Genomic DNA, 21,352 nt, shown 5'->3' with positions numbered 1-21,352 from the left:
CAGACGTGACTGATATGCCGATGGTGGATGCTCACGTCCACTTCTGGAATCCCGAGCAGAACTATTATCCGTGGCTCAACGATCGGCCGCTGATCCCATTCCGCTATGGCGACTACTCCTCGATATGCCGGCCGTATCTGCCGGCCGACTACAAGCGGGACGCTGCCGGCCACCACGTTGTCAAGACGGTCTATATCGAAGCCGAGTGGGATCCGAGTGATCCAATCGGCGAGATGGATTATATCGCCTCCCTTCGTCGTGAGACGGGGTGGCCTAACGTCGCTGTCGGCCAGGCATGGCTCGACCGGGACGACCGCGCCCGGGTGCTGGAGCGGCTGGCCGGTTTCGACTTCGTACGCGGCCTGCGTCACAAGCCGAAATCCAATCCCAAGCCCGGCTCAGCCGCTCCAGGCAGCATGGTCGACCCGCATTGGGTCATAGGTTTCGCCATGCTGTCCAGCTATGGTTTGCGGTTCGATCTGCAGACACCATGGTGGCATCTGCACGAGGCGAGCACGCTCGCCGACCGCTTCCCGCAGACGCAGATCATCCTGCTGCATTCAGGGCTGCCGGCCGATCGCAGTGCCGAGGGGATTGCCGGCTGGAAGGCGGCAATGACCGAATTCGCCAAGCGGCCGAACGTGGCGGTGAAGATCTCCGGCATCGGCCTGCCTGGCCAGCCATGGACGGTCGCCAACAACCGCGACATCGTGAGGTCGATCATCGAGATTTACGGCGTCGATCGCTGCATGTTCGGGAGCAATTTCCCGGTCGACAGTGTGTGCGGCACGCTCGATAAGATCTTTGGTGGCTACAAGGAGATCACGGCGGATCTCGGACCCGAAGCGCAAAAGCGCCTGTTCCACGACAATGCGGTCCAATTCTATGACATCCGGTAAGCCGCGCCTTGCCTATATCGGCGTCGGCCTGATGGGCGGACCCATGGCCGCGCGCCTTGCAGGGCTTGGCTACAAGCTACGAGTCTTCGACGCGGATGCCGGCCGGCACGCTGCGGCTATGGCTTCGGGTGCAGTTGGCGCTGCGTCGGCAAAAGACTGTGTCGACGACGCGGATTTCGTGCTCCTCAACCTGCCGTCGCAGGCGGCAGTCGAAACCGTGGTGTTTGGCCAAGCGGGCCTGTCGGATGCTCTGCTGCCACCGCAGATCGTGGTGGATTTCTCAACCGTGTCCCCGGATTTCTGCCGGTCCATCGGTTCGCGCGTCCAAGCGGCCACGGGATGCGAATGGATCGACGCTCCGGTTTCGGGTGGTCCCTCGGCGGCAGGCGAAGGCAATCTGACGATCATGGCCGGCGGCTCGGATTGGGCGATCGCACGCATCCGTTCCTTGATCCAGGACGTCGGCAGGCAGTTCACCCATGTCGGACAGACAGGCATGGGTTCGGTTGCCAAGATGATCGCGCAGCTCGTGGTCGGCACGAATTATGCTGTTCTGGCCGAAGCCGTCCGCCTCGCTGAAGCGGCAGGAATGGATGCTGCGCTGCTGCCCGAATGCGTGAAATACGGCCATGCCGACGGCGTTCTGATGCAACAGCTCTATCCACGTATCGCCGCACATGATTTCGCGCCGCGGGCCTATGCGCGTCAGCTGCTGAAAGACCTCGACATGGTGCAGGAGCTCGCCCGTAGTTCGGGCACGGCAACCCCAATGTCCGGCCAAGCCGCCCAGCTCTTTCGTCTGCTTATCACCGCCGGCCACGGCGAAATCGACGGCACCGGCATCTATCGCCTCTACGAAGGCGCGCCGTCACATCTTACAGCGATCGGGGAGAGCGCGCGTGCCCAGTAATTCTTACGGATTCATCGGTCTCGGTGCGATGGGCATGCCCATGGTCAGCAAGGCTCTGGCAGCTCAGCTCGACGTCCACATTTTCGATACCAACGCTGCGGCCGTCGACGTCCTTGTCGCGCAGGGAGCAAAGCGGCAAGACAGCGCCGCCGCGGTCGCCAATGCGGTCGAGACGGTCTTCGTCAGCCTGCCAAACGCACCGATCGTCGAGGCCGTCGCGCTGGGTGAGGCCGGCCTTATCCAAGGCAAACGCATCAAGCACTATATCGATCTCTCGACCACCGGCCCGACTATGGCGCGCAAGGTCGGTGATGCGATGGCGGAACGCGGCGTATCTGTGCTGGATGCGCCCGTCAGCGGCGGACCAATCGGCGTCCGCAACGAGACGCTGGCGGTCATGGCGTCGGGGTCGGAGCAGACACTGGAACGGGCACGACCGTTCCTGGCGACATTTGCAAAGACTTTTGTCCATCTCGGCCCGGACGTCGGCAAGGCACAGATCCTCAAGCTCGCCAATAATCTTCTCACCGCAACCAACATGGTGATCGTCGGCGAAGCGCTAGCATTCGCCGAAAAGGGCGGTATCGAGCCCGAGGATCTGTTCCGGATCATCAATGCCGGCTCAGGCCGGTCTTGGGTGTCGGAGATCGCCTATCCAAAGCATGTGGTGACACGCCGCTACGACCAGAATTTTCGCACCGAGCTCATGCACAAGGACGTGACGCTTTGCATGCAGGAAGCCGAGCGTATGGGCGTGCCAATGTGGCTCGGGGCCAACGTCCGCCAGTTCTGGCAGTTCGCCATGACGCAAGGCATGGCGAACGCCGATTGCTCGCGCATCGCGGCCCTCATCGAGGGTTGGGCGGGCGTGGAAATCGAAGACGCGGCCGAGGCTGCCGAATGAATGAACATGGGGAGGACTACGCCGTGATGCTGAAGGACAAGACCGCCATCATTACAGGCGCGGCGTCGCCGCGCGGCATTGGCAAGGCCACGGCCCGGCGGTTTGCCGTGCAGGGATGCCGTGTGGCAATCTTCGACCTCGACGAAGAAGCCGCCATGAATGCAGCGCGCGACATCGGCCCCGAACACATCGGCGTCGTCTGCGATGTCCGGGATCCTGCTTTTTGCCGCAAGGCAGTTGGTGACGTCATGGCCCGCTTCGGACATGTTGACATCCTGGTCAACAATGCCGGCATCAGCCAACCAGACCGGCTGATGGATATCACCCAGGAGAATTTCGACCTGGTCATCGATTCCAGCCTACGTGGCAGCCTGAACATGGCCCAGGCTACCGTGCCTTCGATGATCGAACGGCGCTCCGGCGCGATCGTTTCGATCGGCTCGATCGCGGCTCAGATCGGCGGTGGCATTTTCGGCGGGCCGCATTATTCCGCCGCCAAGGGCGGCATCCACAGCCTCACCAAGTCGATGGCGCGTGAACTGGCGCAGCACAATATCCGCGTCAACGCGATAGCCCCCGGCACGATCGACACGGACATCTTTGGCGACAAGCTGACCGAAGACAAGCGGCGCGACATAGTCGTGAACATCCCGCTTGGCCGGCTCGGAACGGCTGACGATATCGCAAAAGCTTGCCTGTTTCTGGTCTCAGACCTGTCCGACTACGTGACGGGGCTCATTCTCGACGTCAACGGCGGCCGATTCATGCACTGAAAAGACAGTCCGCACGGCCCTGCGGTCGATGCGACGACGAAACATTGGAGGCGACGCATGCTCAGGATCAATTCCGGACAAGACGAGGCTCCGCTTGCGCATGGGGCGGCGCTTCTACCATTTCGTCGTGAATTTCCAGCGCCTTCTTCAGCGATCGAAGGCGTGCATCGTCCCGCCTGTTCGATATGGGACACCCCCCGCGAGTTCCAGCCAGATGCCTTGTTGAAGTCAGGGATCAAGGATGAAGCGGTTGCCTCCTACCTGTCAGACACCCGCCCGCTCTATGACGCCGCCAAGCGTTGCGTTGGCCAGCTTTCGGGAATCCTGCTTCTGCTCCAGACCGACAGCCTCGACCGCAACCGCAACGATCTCTTGCTGGCGTCGGTGACAAGGCAGTTGCGCGAGGCAACCGACCGGCTGGGTGCGGTGAAGGCGCCGCCGACAGCGGCCCGCCACCAAGCCGCGCTAGCCGATCTGCTTGTGCTTCTCGGCCGGATACTCTCGCGGCTTGATCGTCTTGCCGAGCTCATTGATCCGGCGAGTCCCGATCTCGATGCCGTCGTTGACGCGCTTTTTTTCGCGCAGCGGTCGCTGCGGATGGTTTCGGAACCTTCCGCCGGACTGACGCCCGTGGATTTCACGGCGGCCTGCTGCAACTGCCGACCCGCGAAAAATTAACCGGCTGGATCAAGGGAGGAAACCGGTGTCACTCTATTCGATCTACGTCCTCGAGTACGGATACGTGCCCGAATACCACAAGAGTGGCGTCATCTACGGCGCCCACAATGAAGGCTATGTGAAGTTGCCCTACTGCTACGCCGTCATCAAGGGAGACGGTTGGGCCGCGATGGTCGACGTCGGTTACAACGACCGCGACTATGGGAACTATCTTGGCACGCTGTTCAATGTCCAGAACTGGCGCGGACCGCGCGAGGTTCTTGCCGAAATCGGATTGACGCCGGAAGACATCAACGCGGTCTTTATCACGCACGCGCATTTCGATCATTTCGGCAATGTCGATGCATTTCCCAATGCCACCTTCTACGTCCAGAAGAAGGAGCTGCAGGAATGGATCTGGGCGATGTCGCTGCCGGACCGCATGCGCTGGATCCTGTCCGGCATCGATACGGCGGATATCCTGCGTGGTGTGCAGCTGGCGCGCGACAAACGCCTGATCGCGGTCGATGGTGCCATGGAAAACGTCTTCCCCGGCATCGATCTTCACGTCGCCTATGACAGCCATACCTTCGCATGCATGTGGGTGACGGTGCGCAATGATGGCAAGACGGATTCCCAGGACACCTGGGTGCTTGCCGGTGATCTTGTTTACCAGTTCGAGAACCTGAACGGCGCCTCCGAACAGCTCAAGATCGACGACATGTATCTCCCGGTCGGCCTGGCCACCGGCAGCCAGATCAATCTGATCATGGCCACCGAAGCCATGATGAAACAGGTCGGCCATGAGTCTCGACGGGTCATACCCGTTCACGAGTCGCGGCTCGAACAGACATTCCCGTCCCGGCTCTCCAGCCAGAAGCTGCGGATCAGCGAAATCTGTCTGGCCAGCGGAGCAAGATCCGCACTGCTTTAACGGACAAGTTCGATGCCGCGAATCCGCAGAAGGACAAGACACGTGGAAAAGCTTTCAGACAAGCCGAAGCCGGTCACGGCCTTAGGAGAAGGTGCATCCGGACCGAGCAGTTGGTTTGCCTCAGCTGGCGGGCCGACCGCGGGTATCGCGGCGGCAACGCTGGTCCTGTTCGTCTTCGGCGGCCTGATCGCCCCGCAAAGTCTTGGCACCGGCGCGATGAGCGGAATGCTGCCCTTTGCCGCCATCCTGGCCCTCATCAGCCTGGGCCAAACGCTGGTCATCCAGCAGGGCGGCATCGATCTGTCCGTGCCGGGGATGGTTTCGCTCAGCGCTGTCATCGTCTGCTACTTCGCGGAGAGCCAACCCGATGCCGAGGGCAGTGTTGCCCTGGCCCTCTTCTACGCTTTCGCCGCTGCGGCGGTAGCGGGGCTGATCAGCGGCCTGCTCGTCAGCAAGGTTCGTGTTGCGCCCATCGTTGCCACGATCGGCATGAACGCGCTGCTCTACGGCCTGAACGTCAAGATTTCAGGCGGCACACCGGTGTCTGTGCCCGGGTCGATAGCAGCGTTCGCCAACGGTAAGATCTTTGGCATCACGCAGCTCGCCTATTTGGCACTAGCGATGGCTATCGTCGTCATTTTCGTCGTCAAGGCGACGACCTTCGGGCGCAATTTCGAGGCTGTCGGCGCAAACATCAGGGCCGCACGCGCGGCAGGTATCGTCGCTGACCGCTACCAGATCGCCGCGTATGTGGGTGCGAGCCTGTTTTATGCGGCAGGCGGCATTCTGCTCGGCGGCCTTATGCAGCTGCCAAGTCCGCAGCAGGGCGACAACTACCTGATGCCGTCGATCGCCGCGACGGTTCTGGGTGGAACCTCGCTGTTTGGCGGCAAGGGCAATTTGGCGGCAACCGTGATCGCCGCCCTCTTTCTCACACAGCTGCAACAATTGGTGCTGACGACGGGCGCCAGCATCGGCGTTCAATACCTTTTCCAAGGTGCCGCGATCCTGGTTGGGGTCGGCATCTATGGTCTGAATTTTCGCAATCTCAGGCGGGCAATCAGCTTGAGGAACAGGTCGACCGCATGATGTCGGCGGCCAAGGGAATAAAAAGTTTCAACGCTGTCCAGCACGGGCAGGTTGGAGAACAGCAACCAAACTTCGTTGGGAGGAAATGATGAAGTCTTGCCTTGGAATGAACGTGTTATCGGGCGCGGCGCTCGCCCTGTCGGCCTTTGCAACTGTCTCACCGCTGTCGGTCACGCAAGCCGGCGCCGCGGATTGGTGCAAGGGCATCGCCGGTGGTGTCTTCTGCGCCGAACCGGCGGCGACACCACCGAGCTTTTGCGGAACGAAGGAGATTTCTGTCGCGCTGGCGGATGGCTTCGCCCAGAATCCCTGGCGGCAGATGACGACGGCCGCAGCGATCAACGAGGCCAGCCAGTGCCCGAACGTCACCGGCTGGGATCACACAGACGGGCAAGGTAACACCCAGAAGGCGATCTCCGACCTCAGCGGTCTGGCCGCGCGCGGCGTCAACGCCATTGTCGTGTTCCCCGATGCCGGCCCGGCCATGCTGCCGGCGATCCGCGATGCCTTCAAGCAGGGCAGCACCGTCGTGCCGTACCGAGCCCGTGTTGGTGGTGAGGAAGGCAAGGACTACAGCGTTTTCGTCGGCACGAACTTCCACCAGGACGGCGTCGACTGGGGCAAATGGATGGCCAAGGCCCTCAACGGCAAGGGAAATGTCGCCTACCTCGGCGGGCCTGCCGGAACCAGTCAGAGCCGTGAGCGCGCTGATGGCATCCTCGAAGCCTTCAAGGACTATCCGGGCATCGTCCAGATCGGACAGAAGCCGTTCGAAGTGACGAATTGGGATTCCAGCATGGTCGCCAAATCGCTGGGCGCGCTAATTGCTCAGTATCCGCAGATCGACGGTGTGATCGCGGACCTCAGCATGGGCGTTGTCGCCTCAGGCGTTTTCGAACGGGCTGGTCGGCCACTTCCGCTGATCGCCGGTGAAGACGCCAACGTGTTCGGCTGCACCTGGAAGAAGCTGCACGATGCCGACGCCAAGTCCGCCTTCCAGTACACGACAAACAGCGCCGAACAGTGGAACGTGCGTCTGGCCGTACGCTGGGCGATCGCTGAGGCAGCCGGCGGCAAGATGGATCAGCCGCTCGTCATAACCGACCCCAACGGCACCAAACATACGGTGGCTGAGGCCGGTGTGAAGGAAGTGACGAACTTCCAGCTCGAGGATTCGCTTGCCGGAACTGTTTTCTGCAATCCGAAGCTTCCGGAATCCGCTTCAAACGGCACCAGCCTGACTGACGAACAGGTCCTGGCAGCCCTCAAGGGCGGTCTCTGATCTCGAGCCAAACGGGGCGGGCTTCTGTCCGCCCCTTCATCTCCTCAAGGAGGATGATGGAAGTCACTTAGGAGGATCGACCCATGGCCACCGTCGAGCAGCTTCAGTCTGACATGGCAACGCCGACCAGTACTGCGTTGGACAGCCCGTTGGGATTGCGCATGCAAGGCGTGTGGAAGCGTTTCGGCCATGTCGTCGCCGTGAAGGACATTTCGTTTGTGGCCCGATGCGGCGAGGTTCATGCGCTTCTGGGAGAAAATGGCGCAGGCAAGTCGACATTGATGGGCATTGCCTCCGGCACTTTGAGCTACGATCAGGGCTCGATTGAAATATGTGGACAATCTGTAGATCGCTTTAGCGCGGCACAGGCGCAACGGCTCGGGCTCGCCATCGTGCATCAACATCCGGCAGTGCTTCCCGATCTGACGGTGGCTGAAAACCTGCTGCTTGCAGTTCCAGCAGCGCTTCGAACGGATTATGCGAATGCCAATGACTGGGTAATCGCCCAACTCCGTCGTGTTGGCTCTGCCGTTCACCCCAAGACCCGGCTGTGCGATGTCGACATCGCGCAAAGCCAACTGATAGAACTTGCCAAGGCGCTTGCGATCAACCCAAAGATCCTCATTCTTGACGAACCCACCGCGGCTTTGACAGCCGACCTTGTCGACATCCTGTTTCGCAACGTGCGCGAAGCAGCGACTCGGGGCGCGGCGGTCATCTACATTTCGCATCGGCTGCAGGAAATCAGGCAGATCGCAGACACGGTCACCGTCATGCGTGACGGTGAAGTGAAGGGATCGGCACCGGTGCGCGATGTCAGTGATGACCAAATCCTCAACCTCATTGTCGGACGCACCGTCACCCAGCAATTTCCGCTCAAATCAGCCGGTGTCATGAATGGCGCAAGTATTCTTGAGGTCAAAGGGCTTTCGGGCGCTGATTTCGTAGACATCAATATGTCGGCGCGTGGCGGCGAGATCGTTGGTATCGCCGGCATTACCGGAAACGGCCAGAGCGACTTCCTGCGTTCGCTGGCAGGTCTTGGAAATGCCCGTGGAGCCGTCACTCTGGACGGGAAGACCGTGCCGCTCGGCAACCCGGGTGCCGCTCGTAGTGCCGGCATTATCTATCTGTCTCCCGACCGCCAACATGAAGGCCTTTTTCCCAGTCTTTCCGTGCGCGAAAACGGTACCATCTCGGCCCTGTCACGTTTCGCGAACTTTGGCGTCGTGGACCGTCCGCTCGAACGACGGCAAATGGAAGCCCAGCGAGTGGACTTGAACATTCGCGCGGCATCGATCGAGCAGAATGTCGCCACGCTGTCTGGCGGGAACCAGCAAAAGACGATCCTGTCACGAGCTCTCCTGGCAGAGGCTTCACTCGTGCTGGCAGAGGAGCCGACAGCCGGGGTTGACGTGGGTGCCCGCGCCGAAATCTATCGCATCCTGCGTGACGTCGCTTCGCGCGGGACATTGGTGGTGATCGTCTCATCCGATATTGTTGAGCTTGAGGGCGTATGCGACCGCGTGCTGGTCTTCTCCCGCGGGCACGTCGTGGGCGAACTCTCAGGCCAAGACGTCAATGAGGCCAATATCGGCCGGACCATGATAACGGCCACCACCCATCGCAACACCGACCAGCAAGAACGAGACAGATTCGGCACTACGCGTTCATGGCTGCGAATGGTTGCTGCCGGCGACTATGTTCCAAGCTTCGTGCTTGCCGGGCTAATCGTGCTGCTGGGCGTGGTAGCGTCTGGCCACAACATTCGTTTCGTCTCAGGCTTCAACATCGAGAAGATCCTGTTCCTTTCCGCTGCGCTGGCGTTCGTCTCGTTTGGCCAGATGTGCGCAGTGTTCACTGGCAGGATCGATCTGTCGGTCGGCCCGTTGATCGGGTTGAGCCTCGTTATCGCGTCATTCTTCCTGAATGAAGGTGCCGGCATGGCAACGATAATCGTTGGCGTGTTGGCCGTGTTTGGCGCCGCAGCCCTCGTCGGCCTGACCAACGGGACCTTAGTTCGGTTCGGGAACTTCACCTCCGTCGCCGCCACGCTAGGGGTTTACATCATCATTCAGGGCATCTCGGTGTTGCTGCGGCCCTATCCCGATGGGGCCATCAGCGCCACCGTCATGGATACCATCAAAGCCACTATCGGCAGCATTCCGGTCGTGTTCATCGTCGCGTTGGTCCTGGCGATCATCCTCGAAGTCGGCTTGCGCTACAGCCGTTGGGGGATGAGCTTGCGCGCCGTTGGCTCCAACGAGAAAGCGGCGGCGCATATTGGTGTGCGCACAGGCTGGACCGTCGTCGGCGCGTTCATCGCCTGCAGCTTGCTCACGGCGCTTGGTGGCTTGATGGTGGTGGCGCAGCTCGGCATCGGCGATCCCAATCAGGGCATCGAATACACGCTGGGCAGCATTGCCGCAGTTGTCCTCGGCGGAGCCAGTCTCTTCGGCGGACGCGGCAGCTTCATCGGCGTGTTGCTTGGCGCCGTCCTGATCCAGGAAGTCAATTCGTCGATGGTTTTCCTGGGCCTGTCGCAAGCCTGGCAATATTGGTTCATCGGCTTGCTGACGCTGATCGCAGTAGCAGTCTATTCTCAGGCCCGGTCAGCGTCCATTGAGAGGCCGTGAAACGAACTGCCGCAGACTGGAGATACGACGTCGAGTGCGCGAAGATCCGAAAAAAAGCGCGAAATCTCCCCCAACCGCATGTCGACGCTTCCCGTCACTTGATGATGCCGATCTTCTTGCGACCAGATTTCGGTCAGTTGTCTGACGGCTTTCGGCAACGCCTTTTCGAGGTGCAAGCATACCGTCATCTTTTCTTCCGCTCTCGTGCTGACCGGGCGTTTTGCGTCCTGAAGTGGGCCAGAATTTCGGGCCCTATGCACGATTAGTTTTTGCTTGTGAACGCGCAGGCGATTTGTAACTTGTCCCACGAGCCGGTCCGGCAACGGTGGTTCACAAGATGGCCGACAGGAACATTCCCATGGACCACCCATCTCTGAAAGCTGCCGCTCATGTCGAGGCTATGTCCGCCTTTGCCTTGGCAAATTTTAGCGGCTGCGACCGGACAACCCTTGCCCAGAACGAGAGCGCTTTTCCCCCCAGCCCCAGGGCGATCACTGCCGGCCAGGACGCGATTGCCCGCAGCCATCTCTATCCTGATCCGGACTGGACAGCGCTGCGCGAGGCAATTGGGCGGGGCTATGAGGTCGATGCCAATCTGATCTTGTGCGGCGCCGGTTCGATGGACCTGATCAGTTGCACCATCGCGGCCTTTGCGGGACGAGGTGACGAGGTGCTGGGCACGTCCTATGCCTATAATTTCGCAGCCTCCGCCGCCGCGCGTGTTGGTGCCGCCTACATCAAGGCGGCAGAGCGCGATTTCACCGTTTCGACCGACAGCATTCTGGCTGCCGTCACGCCGGCAACGCGGGTCGTCTTCGTCTGCAATCCCGGCAATCCGACCGGCACCCGCATCCGCAACGCCGAGCTGCTGCGCTTGCGGGCCGCCTTGCCGCGGGATGTCCTTCTAGTGATCGACCAGGCCTACGGCGAGTTCGACGAACAAGACCCCGGACCGATCTTTGCGCTGGTCGCGCGCGGCGATACCGCCGTGCTTCGCACGCTTTCCAAGGCCTATGGCTTGGCCGGCGCGCGCGTCGGTTGGGGGTTGTTTCCGCCTTCGGTCGCGGACGAGGTGCGCAAGATGCAGAACTCCAACCAGGTCACGACGGCAAGCCTCGCAATGGCCGTCGCGGCCGTGGAGGACCAGGCCTATATGCGCGAAACGGTGGCCCGCACGGCGAGGATTCGCGACCAGTTCGCGCATGATCTGAGGGCTAAAGGATATGACGTCCCGGAGAGCCGGACGAACTTCGTGCTGATCCGCTTCTCCGACGAAGCCGCCGCGGGGGCCGCAGAGAAGGCCTTAAGGGGCGCCGATATCATTGTGCGCGGCCTGGGCGGCTACGGCCTCATGGACTGTTTGCGCGCGACGGTCGGCCCGCAAGATATAATGGATCGCGCACTTCGCATACTGATCGACATGCACGGCGAATAGTGTTGGCTACCGCATGTTTTGCGACAGAAGCCTCGGGAGACTTTAGCGATGCCGTATTTGCCTGCCCGTGACTTTATCGGCTATGGCGACAAGCCGCCTGCCGCGCAGTGGCCCGGGGGCGCCAAGCTGGCGCTCAACATCGTCGTCAACTATGAGGAAGGCGCCGAATACAGCATCGGCGAAGGCGACGGCGTCTCCGAGGCGATCCTGTCGGATCTTGCCGTGTCTCCGGCGGTGCCGGGTCTGCGCAACCGCAATATGGAATCGCTCTACGAATATGGCTCACGCGTCGGCATCTGGCGGCTCGCCTCGCTGTTTCAGGACAAGGACATCATCCCGACATTCTACGTGGTGGGGCGCGCGCTCGAGCTCAATCCGGCGGCCGGCAAGGCGATCGCAGCACTTGGCAGTGACATCGTCTGCCATGGCTGGCGCTGGATCGATTACGCGCCGTTGAGCGAGGCCGAGGAGCGCAATCACATCGCGATGACCGTGGATACCGTCGAGAGCCTGACCGGCATTCGCCCGCTCGGCTGGTACACCGGCCGGCCCAGCCTCAATACGCGGCGGCTGGTGGTAGAGCACGGCGGCTTCCTCTACGATTGCGACGACTACAATGACGACCTGCCCTATTTCGTCGATGTCGATGCCAAGCGGCATCTGGTGGTACCGCATAGTTTCGACAACAATGACAGCCGGTTCTCGCGCGGCTCCGGCCTGGAGACAGGCAGCCAGTTCTTCGAATATGTCAGCGATGGTGTGGACTGGCTGCTGACCGAAGCGGAACGGACGCCACGCATGATGACAGTGTCGCTGCATTGCCGGCTGGCGGCACGGCCGGGCCGCATGATCGGGCTCTCCCGCTTCCTCGACAAGATCAAAGCCAATCCAGACATCTGGATCTGCCGCCGCTCGGACCTTGCCCAACATTGGCTGGATCGGTTCGACGGCTGACGCCATCAACCGGACCGGACGGGTGAAGCCTTCACCCGTCCGTCAGTGAACGCGCTATTTGTTTGGAACCTCGTAGACCTTGCCGTGCCAGGGCGCGGCATCGATTTGGTCGAGCGCCATGACGTAGAGCACATTCTCGCCGGGTCCGAAGGCAAAGTTCGGCATGGATGGCGACGGCACCGAAAGAGTGCGCAGCAGCTTCGCGTCCTTGTCGACCACGAGGATCTTGCCTGGCGCGTCGAGCGAGCGCGGGCTCTGGCCGATATACATCTCGCCGGCCTTGTCCATCTTGATGCCGTCAGGCCAGATATGTGGCTGGTTCGGGAACAGATCATCGAGGCGCAGGAAGACGCGACGGTTATTCAGTGCGTGGTCGGACTGGACGTCGAACTCGATGATCCGGTTGTCCTCGGTCTCGACCAGATAGAGGATCTTGCCGTCGTTCGACATGACGAGGCCGTTGGCATTGTGCAGGTCGCCGGCAACCTTCTTCACGTTGCCGTCCTTGCCGATGTAGTAGGCGGAGGCATCGATCAGCGGCCCGCCCTTGCCGGAGCCGGTGAAGTAGATGCCACCATCCTTGTCGGGCGCAAGATCGTTCGGCCCGCTGAACGGCTTGCCGTCGGTGTCCTTGTCATAGGCCGGCAGCGTCTTGCCGTCGGCGGAGATGCGGCCGATCGAGTTGCTGTCGTAGCAGGTGACGAGAAACTCGCCGGTCGTGGTCGGCAGCACGGCTGAAGGCCCGCAGCCGTCCATCTTCCAGAAGATTTCGTTCTTCTTGCCGTCCCACACGGTCACAGTGCCGCGGCCATATTCGACATAGAAGAGCTTGACCTGATACCAGATCGGTCCTTCGGCGAACCACGTGTCTTCATTGATGACCTTGACGTCTCCCGCATAGGCGGACGATGCGAGGGTGAGGGCAAACAACGTGCCCAGCAGATGCCGTTTGATCATGCGATTCCCCTTTGTTTCCGGTCGGTTGAATCTTCCCCCCTCGGCCTCGCCGACGTTACCCGCCAGCGTCGTGTTCTTTCGGCTGGCGCGCGGGCAGTCATAGGGCTATGCCCCGCAGCCGCTTGCCTTCTGGATCGAAAGGCGGTTGCTTCAGCAGCACCGCGTCATGCGGCCTCCCCAATATGGCGACGGATACCTTGTCTCCGGCCCTTGCCGAGCCCGCCTTGACGTAGCCGAGCGCCAGCGACTGCTCGACAAAATAGCCATAGGCGCCTGAGGACACCTGGCCGATCGGCGTGCCATCGGGGAGGAAGATCGGCTCGCCGCCGGTCGCGTCGGCATCCCTGGCCTCGATCGACAGCATGATCAGCTCGTCGCGCGCCGGCCTTTCGGCGACCGCTGCATAGGCATCACGGTTGAGGAATTCGCCCTTGTCCATTTTGACAAGCCGGTCGAACTTGACCTCCTGCGGCCAATATTCGGGCGAGTATTCGCGGCTCCAGCTGCCATAGCCCTTCTCGACGCGCAGCGACATCAGCGCGCGCGAGCCGACCGGTCCGGCGCCAACCTCATTGCCGGCCTTGAGCAGCGCCTCGTAAAGCGCGACCTGGTCGGCGGCCTTGCAATGCAGTTCCCAGCCAAGGTCACCGGTGAAGGAAACCCTGAGCGCCACCACCTCAATGCCGGCGACGGTGATCCGGCGCGACTGCATGAAGGGGAATGCCTCGTTCGACAGATCCTCATTGGTCAGGCGCTGCAGCAGGTCACGCGAGCTCGGTCCCGCCACGTTGAAGCCGCAGAGGTCCTCGGTGCGCGAGCGGAACGTCGTACCCTCGGGCAAGGGGATAGCCTTGAAGAACCTTTGGTGGAAGCGCTCGGCCATGCCGGAGCCGATGACCATGAATTCGTCGTCCGCGAGCCTGGTCACGGTGAAGTCGCCGGCAATGCCGCCGCGCTTGCCGATCAGCGGCGTGAGGCAGGAACGGCCGATCTTTGTCGGCATGCGGTTGGCGAACAGCGCATTGAGCCAAACCTCGGCACCAGCGCCCTTGACCTCGTATTTGGCGAAATTGGAGATGTCGATGATGCCGGCGCGTTCGCGCAGCATGCGCGCCTCGCGGCCCACCGGTTCCCACCAGTTCTGGCGGGTGAAGCCGATGGTCTCCTCGCGCGGCTCGCCCTCGGCGGCGAACCACAACGGGTGCTCCCAGCCGAAATTTAGCCCGAAGACGGCGTTCATGCCCCTCTGCATCTCGTAGGCGGGCCTGGTCCGCACGGGCCGCCCGGCGGCGCGCTCCTCGTTCGGGAAATGGATCTTGAAGCGATGGCTGTACTGATCCTGCACGCGAGCCTTGGTGAAGGCCTCGCCGGCCCAGAGGCCGAAGCGCGCCATGTCCCAGGCAAACATGTCGAGCGAAGGCTCCCCCTCGATCATCCACTCCGCCGCCAGCTTGCCCATGCCGCCCGACTGCGAGAAGCCGGGAATGATGCCGTTGCAGCAGAAATAGTTGCTGAGTTCGGGCACGGGTCCGAACAGCACCGCGCTGTCCGGCGACCAGATCATCGGCCCGTTGATCACTTTTTTGACGCCTGCGGTGCCGACGGCCGGGACGCGCGCGATCGCGCGCAGCATGTTCTCCTCGATGCGGTCGAGATCGTCGGGAAACAGTTCGTGGCCGAAGTCCAGCGGCGTGCCATCCTCGGCCCAGAATTTCATCTTGCGCTCGTAGGCGCCGACGAGCAGGCCGAGCCCTTCCTGGCGCAGATAATACTCGCCGTCCCGATCGGCGACCGAAGGCAGCCGGCGGCCCATGGCGGCGATTTCCGGAATGGTCTCGGTAACGAAATACTGGTGCTCGGTGGGGATCAGCGGCAGTTGCAGGCCGGCCATCGCGGCGACCTCCCTGCCCCAGAGGCCGGCGGCATTGATCACCCATTGCGTGTGGATGTCGCCCTTTGGCGTGCGCACGATCCAGCTGCCGTCGGGTTGCGCCTCGGTGGCGGTGACCGGCGTGAAGCGATGGATCTCGGCGCCGCGCTGACGCGCGCCGGCGGCGTAGGCGGCGGTGACGCCGGACGGATCGACATTGCCGCCTTCCGGCTCGTACATGATGCAGCGTATGCCGTCGAAGTCGACCAGCGGGTGCAGCCGCTCCGCCTCGTCGCGCGCGACTTCGTAAAAATTCATCTTGTAGCGCCGCGCCTTGGCCTCCTGGAGCCTCAGCTGATGCTCGCGCGCCTCCGTCTGGGCGAGATAGAGCGAGCCCGGCTGAAAGATGCCGCAGCCCTGGCCGGTCTCGGCTTCCAGTTCCTTGTAGAGCGCCATCGTGTAGTGCTGGAGGCGGCTGATGTTGGTGGAATCATGCAGGCCGTGAATGTTGGCCGCTGCGTGCCAGGTGGAGCCGGAGGTCAGTTCGCTGCGCTCCAGAAGGACGACATCCCTCCAGCCGAACTTGGCAAGGTGATAGAGGATCGAGCAGCCGATCAGACCGCCGCCGATGACGACGGCTTGAGCATGAGTACGCATGTTTCTTCCCTTTGTTCAGCGACTTTATCTTGGCGTTTGATTTAGCTGATGGGTCAATCGCAGTCGCCCGGCGAGTTCAGGGGCGCAACATGCGCCCCTGAGATATTTGCTGTGGCCGGCCCGGCCTAGGCCTTGTCGAGCCAGACCTTATCCAGCTGCAGTTCGAATGTCTGATGCATGCCGAGGTTCTTCACATAGGTCGCATGGTGCCGATAAAGCGAACGCCAGAACGCCTGGACCAGGATGCCGGAGTCCTGCAGGATGAATTCCACGTCCTTCATCAGTTCCTTGCGCTTGTCGACATCCGGCATGGCCAGAGCCGCGTTGAGCTTCTTGTCGAATTCCGGGTTGGCGTAGCCCGACTCGTTCCAGGCCTCGCCGCTGCGATAGGCGATCGCCAGCACCTGGACACCGAGTGGCCGCATGCCCCAATCGGTGGTCGACCACGGATATTTCGTCCAGTCGTTCCAGAACGACGAGCCCGGAATGATGGTCCGCTTGACCTTGAAGCCGGCCTCGCGCATCTGCGCGGCGACGACGTCGGCGGGGTCCTTCACATAGTCCGCATCGTAGGAGATCAGCTCGAACTCGTGATCCGTCTGGCCGGCCTCGGCCATCAGCGCCTTGGCCTTGGCGAGATCGCGTGGGACTTTCGGCAAAGCGTAATATTCCGGATGGATCGGGCAGACATGGTGGTTTTCGGCGACCTGTCCAAGGCCGCTATAGCCGAGCTTCAGCACGGTCTCATTGTCGACCGCGAGCTGGATGGCGTTGCGCACCCGCTTGTCGTCATAAGGCTTGTTGGTCACATTGGTGCGCAGCACGATGGTTCCGGCCGTGACGACCGGCTCCTTGACCAGCCCCATACTGTCATAGAGGTCGACCGTGCCGCCGACCGTCTGGTAGTTGCAATCGATCTCACCGGCCTCGAAGGCGCTGGCGATGGCGGGGTTGGAGGCGTCGGATCCGTAGTCGGTCCAGTCGACGCCATCGAGATAGGGGTCGCCGCCGAACCAGGTGAAGTCCTTGCGCCGCCGCACCGCGGCCGATTCGCCGACCTTGTAGGAGATCAGCTCATAGGGACCTGTGCCGGGCGTCTTGAGCATGTCGCCGCCGTTCTTCTCGAAGTCGCGATGAACGATGATCGCCGGATAATCGGCAAAGCCCGGAATGATCGTTACGTCGGACTGTTGGCATTTCAGCTTCACAGTGTGGTCGTCGACCTTGGTGATGGCGCTGGCCGCCGCTTTCTTGGTGGCGGGATCGATGAGGGAGTTCATGCGCCCGGCCATCGAATTGCCTTCGGCCGCCTTGTCGCACCAGCGCTCGATATTGTGGATGATGTCGTCGGCGTTGAAGTCGTCGCCATTCGACCACTTCACGCCCTTGCGCAGATGCAGCGTATATTCGACAGCGTCGTCGCTCACCTCCCAGCTTTCGACCAGGTGGCCCTCGAAGGTGAAGTCGGTGGTGTAGCGGATCATGTAGTCGTTGCACTGGCGCATGACATTGGCGATCTCGGACCAGTCCCAGGAGCGCGGATCCTTCATTTCCTTGATGATCATCTGCATCTTCAGGATGCCGCCCTTCTTGCCCGGCTCCAGTGCGGCGGCCTGCGCAGGCGACGAGCCGATCATTGAATAGGCGAACGCCGTGGAAGCGCCCATCGCGCTCGCCATGGCAAGAAACTCGCGGCGATCCATGCCGCCCTTCCTGACTTCGTCTGCGTAGCTTTCGATGACGGCCGGGACGCGGTCACCGTTGCTCTTGAAAATCGTCATTGTGATTCTCCGGTTTGGGCTTTCCGCCCGTTACATTCCCCTTGCATGGAAGATGTTAGAGGCGATGCAAAAATCCCGGAAGGGCTTGAGCCCGGGCAAACGGCCGAAAACCAGCCAATAAGACCTAAAAAAACGAGGCCATTGGCGTGTCAATTTTTGAGTTGGAAAATTCCCATCGGGTAGGACGAACAGCGCTAGGCGCCATCCTCCTGTGCCCGCAGCAGAATCCATTCCCGCACCGTGCGTGCGATGGTCCCCTTCGAAAGCTGGTTTTCGGTGAGGTAGTAGTTCCACGGACTGGCCGGCCGGACCGGGAACGGTTCGACAAGCAGTCCCCGCCGCAGATACGCGTGGGCAAGCGAGCGCTGGGTCGCGACGAGCCCTGCCCCCATGGCGGCCAGCTCAAGCGCGATGTTGGAAGCGTTGGTCGTCAGGCCCTTGTCGTGATCGTCCATGTCGACGCCCAGTGCCGACGTGACGACCTGCCAATATTCCTGGCGGCCATGCACGAAGATCCAATCGACCCCGAGTATATCCTGAGGCAGCTTCAGGGCGCCCTCGCCATCCAGCAGCGTCGGCGCGCACAGCAGAACCAACTCGTCGTTCCACAATGGAATGCCCGCGGGCGGACGGTCGTCGAAACGCCGCGTCGAAATGGTGATGTCGGCGATCTGCTCGCTGAGGTCCTCCCAGATCGTGCCATGCAGCACGATCTCGATTTCGGGATGTTTCTTGCGAAAGGCGGCCATGCAGCCCGCCAGCCAGTTCTCCGCCAGGCTCATCGGGCAGGAGACGACGACCGTGCGATTGCGCGACGAGGTCACGATCGCCTCAGTCGCCTGGTCGATCTGATCGAGCGCCTGACGCAAGGTAGGAAGGAACGCCTCGCCCATTTCGGTGAGCTTGAGACTGCGTGGATAGCGGATGAACAATTGCCGGCCGATATAATGTTCAAGCGCGCGGACATGCGTGCTGACCGCTGCCTGCGTGTATCCGAGCTCCTTGGCGGCCAGGGTGAAGGAGAGGTGCCGGGCCGAACTCTCGAATGATCTGATATAATTCAACGGGGGTGGTGGCTTCATCTGCGGCTCCTGCTTCGTGCAGTGAGAGGTAAACCATGGAAGCGCCGGCGTTCAATCTCAGGCAAGCGACAAGACATAGATATTTTTGGCCAAAGCCGCCGAACTAATTGCGTGAAAGCGCGATGGACCCAAATTAATGATGTCGTGACGCAGAGGGGAGTGATGCCAGTGGCTGTGCCGTCGCACCGGCTTGAAGGGCCTGACGCGAGTACCAGCGTGGCGGTTCGCCTGGCCGATTTCGTGTTGCGGCGGCCGGCGGCCGTATTCCCTGTCCCTGTCCTGGAACAGGCGCGGTATCTCCTGCTCGACACGCTCGGAATAGCCATTGCGGCTGGCCCGATGGAAGCCGGCCGGATCGCCCGCGACACCGCCGCCCTTCTCTACGGCTCCGCCGATCCTCTGCATTCGGCGCGCATGCTTTTCGACGGCCGCCGCGCCAGCATCGCCGGCGCCGCTTATGCGGCCGCAACGCAGATCGACAATCTCGATGGCCATGACGGTTACAGCCCGACCAAGGGCCATATCGGCGTCGTCGTCGTTCCGGCGCTGGCAGCGCTGGCGGAGGCGCTCCCCGACCTCAGCGGGCCGGAAGCGCTGGCATCGCTTGTCGTCGGCTACGAAGTCGCCGGCCGGGCCGGCATCGCGCTGCATGCGACGGTGTCGGACTACCACACGTCAGGCGCATGGAATGCCGTGGGCGTGGCCGCGCTCGCGGCAAGATTGCGGCGGCTCGGCGACAAGCAATTCCGGGAGGCGCTAGGCATTGCCGAATATCATGGCCCGCGCAGCCAGATGATGCGCGAGATCGCTACGCCGACGATGCTGCACGACGGCTCGGGTATCGGCGCGCTGACCGGCCTGTCCGCCGCCGTGCTGGCCGAGCGCGGCTTCACCGGTGCGCCGGCGATCACGGTCGAGGCGCCCGAAATCGCCGCTCATTGGCAGGATCTCGGCGCCTTCTGGCAGGTGCTGCATCAATATGTGAAGCCCTACCCGATCTGCCGCTGGGCGCATGCGGCCATCGACGCAACGCGTGGCCTCGTCCTGGCGCATAACCTGACCCCGTCGGAGATCAGCCATGTCGAGGTCAACAGCTTCCACTACGCCGTGACACTGTTCGACGGCGTGCCGGACACGACCTCGAAGGCGCAATACAGCCTGCGCTTCGCCGTCGCGACCTTCATCATGCGTGGCCGCATCGGTCTGGAGCACATTTCCGGCAACGGGCTTGAGGATGCCGCCATCGCCGAACTGCTGAGCCGCATCACGGTCCGGGAATCGGAGCTCCACAGCGCCCGCTTCCCCGCGGGGCGCTGGGCCGACGTGGCGATCACAACCACGGACGGGCGCGTGCTTGCTTCCGGCGACGTCCATGCGCGCGGCGGACCCGAGGCGCCGCTGACACCGGCTGAGATCGAGGCCAAGTATATGGAATTCGCGACGCCGGTGCTCGGACAGGGCCGCGCCAGCGCGATCCGTGACGCGGTCCTTTCGCTTGCCGATCAGGACAGCCGCTTCTCCGATCTTTCGGTATTGCTCTACGATCCGCCCCTCGTCAGCATGACCCTCCAACGGCCAGCGTGGTAGCCTGGAATGCCGTTCAGGCTTCTGAAATACGGTCTCAGCAGGGATTATCCGGTCAGCGGCGACATTCCCGCAACGCCGGATCTCAAGCCATCCTATGATGTCGTCATTGTCGGCGGCGGCCGCGCACCGAAGTTGTCGACCAGAAGGCGGTCGAGGAACTCGTCCCAAGCTTGAACATGGACTATGGAGGTTCGCTCGAAATCCTCGGCGGGCTCTGGCATGCCGACGGCGGCACCGCGCGGCATGATGCCGTTGCCTGGGGCTATGCCGCGCAGGCGTCGCGGCGCGGCGTCGAGATCCACCAGCGGACCGAAGTGGAGGGCTTCGAAGTCGTCGGCGACCGGGTCCAGGCCGTCAGGACGGACAGGGGCCGTATCGTCTGCGGTCAGGTGCTGATCGCGACCGGCGGGATGAACTACGATGTGGCGCTGATGGCCGGCGTCGAGCTTCCCATCCGCTGCTATCCGCTGCAGGCCATGGTGACGCAGCCGCTGAAGCCGTGGTTGCACACGCTGGTCTCCTCGGTGTCTCTGCACACCTACCTGGTGCAGTCCTCGCGCGGCGAGGTCGTCATCGGCGGTGGCTCCGACCCCTACCAGCTCTACTCGACGCGCTCGACGCTGGACATGAAGGAACACCTCGCCGAGGGCGCCGTGCACCTCTTCCCATTCCTGCAAGGCGTGCGGCTGCTCAGGCAATGGGCCGGGATCACCGACATGACGCCGGACTACAGCCCGATCATGGGTGCCAGCCCACTCGCCAATCTGTGGCTCGATTGCGGATGGGGGACATGGGGGTTCAAGGCGACGCCCGTCGCCGGCAAACGCATGGCGGAGACGATCGCGAGGGGACGCGTGCCCGACATCCTCAAGCCCTTCGCGCTCGAGCGGTTCGAAACCTTCCAGCTGCTCAACGAAATGGGCGCGACGGCGGCGAGCCACTGAC

The 21,352-nt window shown here is 62.1% G+C and carries 18 protein-coding genes; 14 read left to right on the top strand and 4 right to left on the bottom strand.

The genetic code is table 11. From position 1 onward, the window contains the following. Positions 1 to 14: 14 nt before the first annotated feature. From AC0L3E_RS02540 to AC0L3E_RS02490, 11 genes are all read left to right on the top strand, one after another. Complete coding sequence (locus AC0L3E_RS02540) at positions 15 to 899, top strand: amidohydrolase family protein (RefSeq protein WP_473604367.1); 885 nt, start codon at positions 15 to 17, stop codon at positions 897 to 899. Further along, positions 871 to 1,809 carry an NAD(P)-dependent oxidoreductase gene (locus AC0L3E_RS02535; RefSeq protein ID WP_128306936.1) on the top strand — a complete coding sequence of 313 codons (939 nt, stop codon included), beginning with the start codon at positions 871 to 873 and terminating at the stop codon, positions 1,807 to 1,809. The genes AC0L3E_RS02540 and AC0L3E_RS02535 overlap by 29 nt, the downstream gene beginning before the upstream one ends. After that, positions 1,799 to 2,713, top strand: coding sequence for an NAD(P)-dependent oxidoreductase (locus tag AC0L3E_RS02530; RefSeq protein ID WP_128306935.1), 915 nt, complete (start codon positions 1,799 to 1,801; stop codon positions 2,711 to 2,713). The genes AC0L3E_RS02535 and AC0L3E_RS02530 overlap by 11 nt, the downstream gene beginning before the upstream one ends. Before the next feature lie 23 nt (positions 2,714 to 2,736). Beyond that, positions 2,737 to 3,486 carry an SDR family NAD(P)-dependent oxidoreductase gene (locus AC0L3E_RS02525; RefSeq protein WP_473604366.1) on the top strand — a complete coding sequence of 250 codons (750 nt, stop codon included), beginning with the start codon at positions 2,737 to 2,739 and terminating at the stop codon, positions 3,484 to 3,486. A 222-nt stretch (positions 3,487 to 3,708) separates the two neighbouring features. Further along, positions 3,709 to 4,164, top strand: a complete 456-nt coding sequence (locus AC0L3E_RS02520) for a hypothetical protein (protein WP_292459493.1) — start codon at positions 3,709 to 3,711, stop codon at positions 4,162 to 4,164. A gap of 25 nt (positions 4,165 to 4,189) precedes the next feature. Further along, positions 4,190 to 5,077 carry an N-acyl homoserine lactonase family protein gene (locus AC0L3E_RS02515; protein WP_024505467.1) on the top strand — a complete coding sequence of 296 codons (888 nt, stop codon included), beginning with the start codon at positions 4,190 to 4,192 and terminating at the stop codon, positions 5,075 to 5,077. A 42-nt stretch (positions 5,078 to 5,119) separates the two neighbouring features. After that, positions 5,120 to 6,166 carry an ABC transporter permease gene (locus tag AC0L3E_RS02510; RefSeq protein ID WP_473604168.1) on the top strand — a complete coding sequence of 349 codons (1,047 nt, stop codon included), beginning with the start codon at positions 5,120 to 5,122 and terminating at the stop codon, positions 6,164 to 6,166. 106 nt (positions 6,167 to 6,272) lie between these two features. Continuing rightward, on the top strand, positions 6,273 to 7,448 hold the full coding sequence (locus AC0L3E_RS02505; protein ID WP_164898426.1) for a substrate-binding domain-containing protein: 1,176 nt from the start codon (positions 6,273 to 6,275) through the stop codon (positions 7,446 to 7,448). An 83-nt stretch (positions 7,449 to 7,531) separates the two neighbouring features. After that, on the top strand, positions 7,532 to 10,084 hold the full coding sequence (locus tag AC0L3E_RS02500) for an ATP-binding cassette domain-containing protein (protein ID WP_206631145.1): 2,553 nt from the start codon (positions 7,532 to 7,534) through the stop codon (positions 10,082 to 10,084). 358 nt (positions 10,085 to 10,442) lie between these two features. Further along, positions 10,443 to 11,519 (top strand): pyridoxal phosphate-dependent aminotransferase, encoded by a 1,077-nt coding sequence (locus tag AC0L3E_RS02495; RefSeq protein ID WP_245469285.1) that lies wholly within the window; start codon positions 10,443 to 10,445, stop codon positions 11,517 to 11,519. Between the two features lie 48 nt (positions 11,520 to 11,567). After that, on the top strand, positions 11,568 to 12,473 hold the full coding sequence (locus AC0L3E_RS02490) for an allantoinase PuuE (RefSeq protein WP_128306931.1): 906 nt from the start codon (positions 11,568 to 11,570) through the stop codon (positions 12,471 to 12,473). A 54-nt stretch (positions 12,474 to 12,527) separates the two neighbouring features. Here AC0L3E_RS02490 and AC0L3E_RS02485 read toward each other — a convergent pair whose 3' ends face one another. From AC0L3E_RS02485 to AC0L3E_RS02470, 4 genes are all read right to left on the bottom strand, one after another. Next, complete coding sequence (locus AC0L3E_RS02485) at positions 12,528 to 13,430, bottom strand: SMP-30/gluconolactonase/LRE family protein (RefSeq protein ID WP_128306930.1); 903 nt, start codon at positions 13,428 to 13,430, stop codon at positions 12,528 to 12,530. A 97-nt stretch (positions 13,431 to 13,527) separates the two neighbouring features. Then, positions 13,528 to 15,957, bottom strand: a complete 2,430-nt coding sequence (locus AC0L3E_RS02480; protein WP_473604167.1) for a GcvT family protein — start codon at positions 15,955 to 15,957, stop codon at positions 13,528 to 13,530. Between the two features lie 125 nt (positions 15,958 to 16,082). Continuing rightward, positions 16,083 to 17,738, bottom strand: a complete 1,656-nt coding sequence (locus tag AC0L3E_RS02475; protein ID WP_128306928.1) for an ABC transporter substrate-binding protein — start codon at positions 17,736 to 17,738, stop codon at positions 16,083 to 16,085. Positions 17,739 to 17,932: 194 nt separating this feature from the next. Further along, positions 17,933 to 18,820: a LysR substrate-binding domain-containing protein gene (locus AC0L3E_RS02470; RefSeq protein WP_128306927.1), complete on the bottom strand. Its 888-nt coding sequence runs from the start codon at positions 18,818 to 18,820 to the stop codon at positions 17,933 to 17,935. A gap of 216 nt (positions 18,821 to 19,036) precedes the next feature. Between AC0L3E_RS02470 and AC0L3E_RS02465 the strand changes: the two genes are divergently transcribed. From AC0L3E_RS02465 to AC0L3E_RS02455, 3 genes are read left to right on the top strand one after another with little or no spacing between them, the layout of a single operon-like run. Next, the gene (locus AC0L3E_RS02465; protein WP_473604166.1) at positions 19,037 to 20,407 is read left to right on the top strand and encodes an MmgE/PrpD family protein; all 1,371 of its coding nucleotides are present in this window, start codon (positions 19,037 to 19,039) and stop codon (positions 20,405 to 20,407) included. Between the two features lie 6 nt (positions 20,408 to 20,413). Then, on the top strand, positions 20,414 to 20,581 hold the full coding sequence (locus AC0L3E_RS02460; protein ID WP_473604165.1) for a hypothetical protein: 168 nt from the start codon (positions 20,414 to 20,416) through the stop codon (positions 20,579 to 20,581). A gap of 2 nt (positions 20,582 to 20,583) precedes the next feature. Then, on the top strand, positions 20,584 to 21,351 hold the full coding sequence (locus AC0L3E_RS02455) for an FAD-dependent oxidoreductase (RefSeq protein ID WP_473604365.1): 768 nt from the start codon (positions 20,584 to 20,586) through the stop codon (positions 21,349 to 21,351). Position 21,352 lies beyond the last annotated feature (1 nt).

Source organism: Mesorhizobium sp. WSM4822, assembly GCF_055811155.1.
The sequence above is the reverse complement of the archived record's forward strand: the minus strand, read 5'-3'. Positions and strand labels throughout refer to the sequence as shown.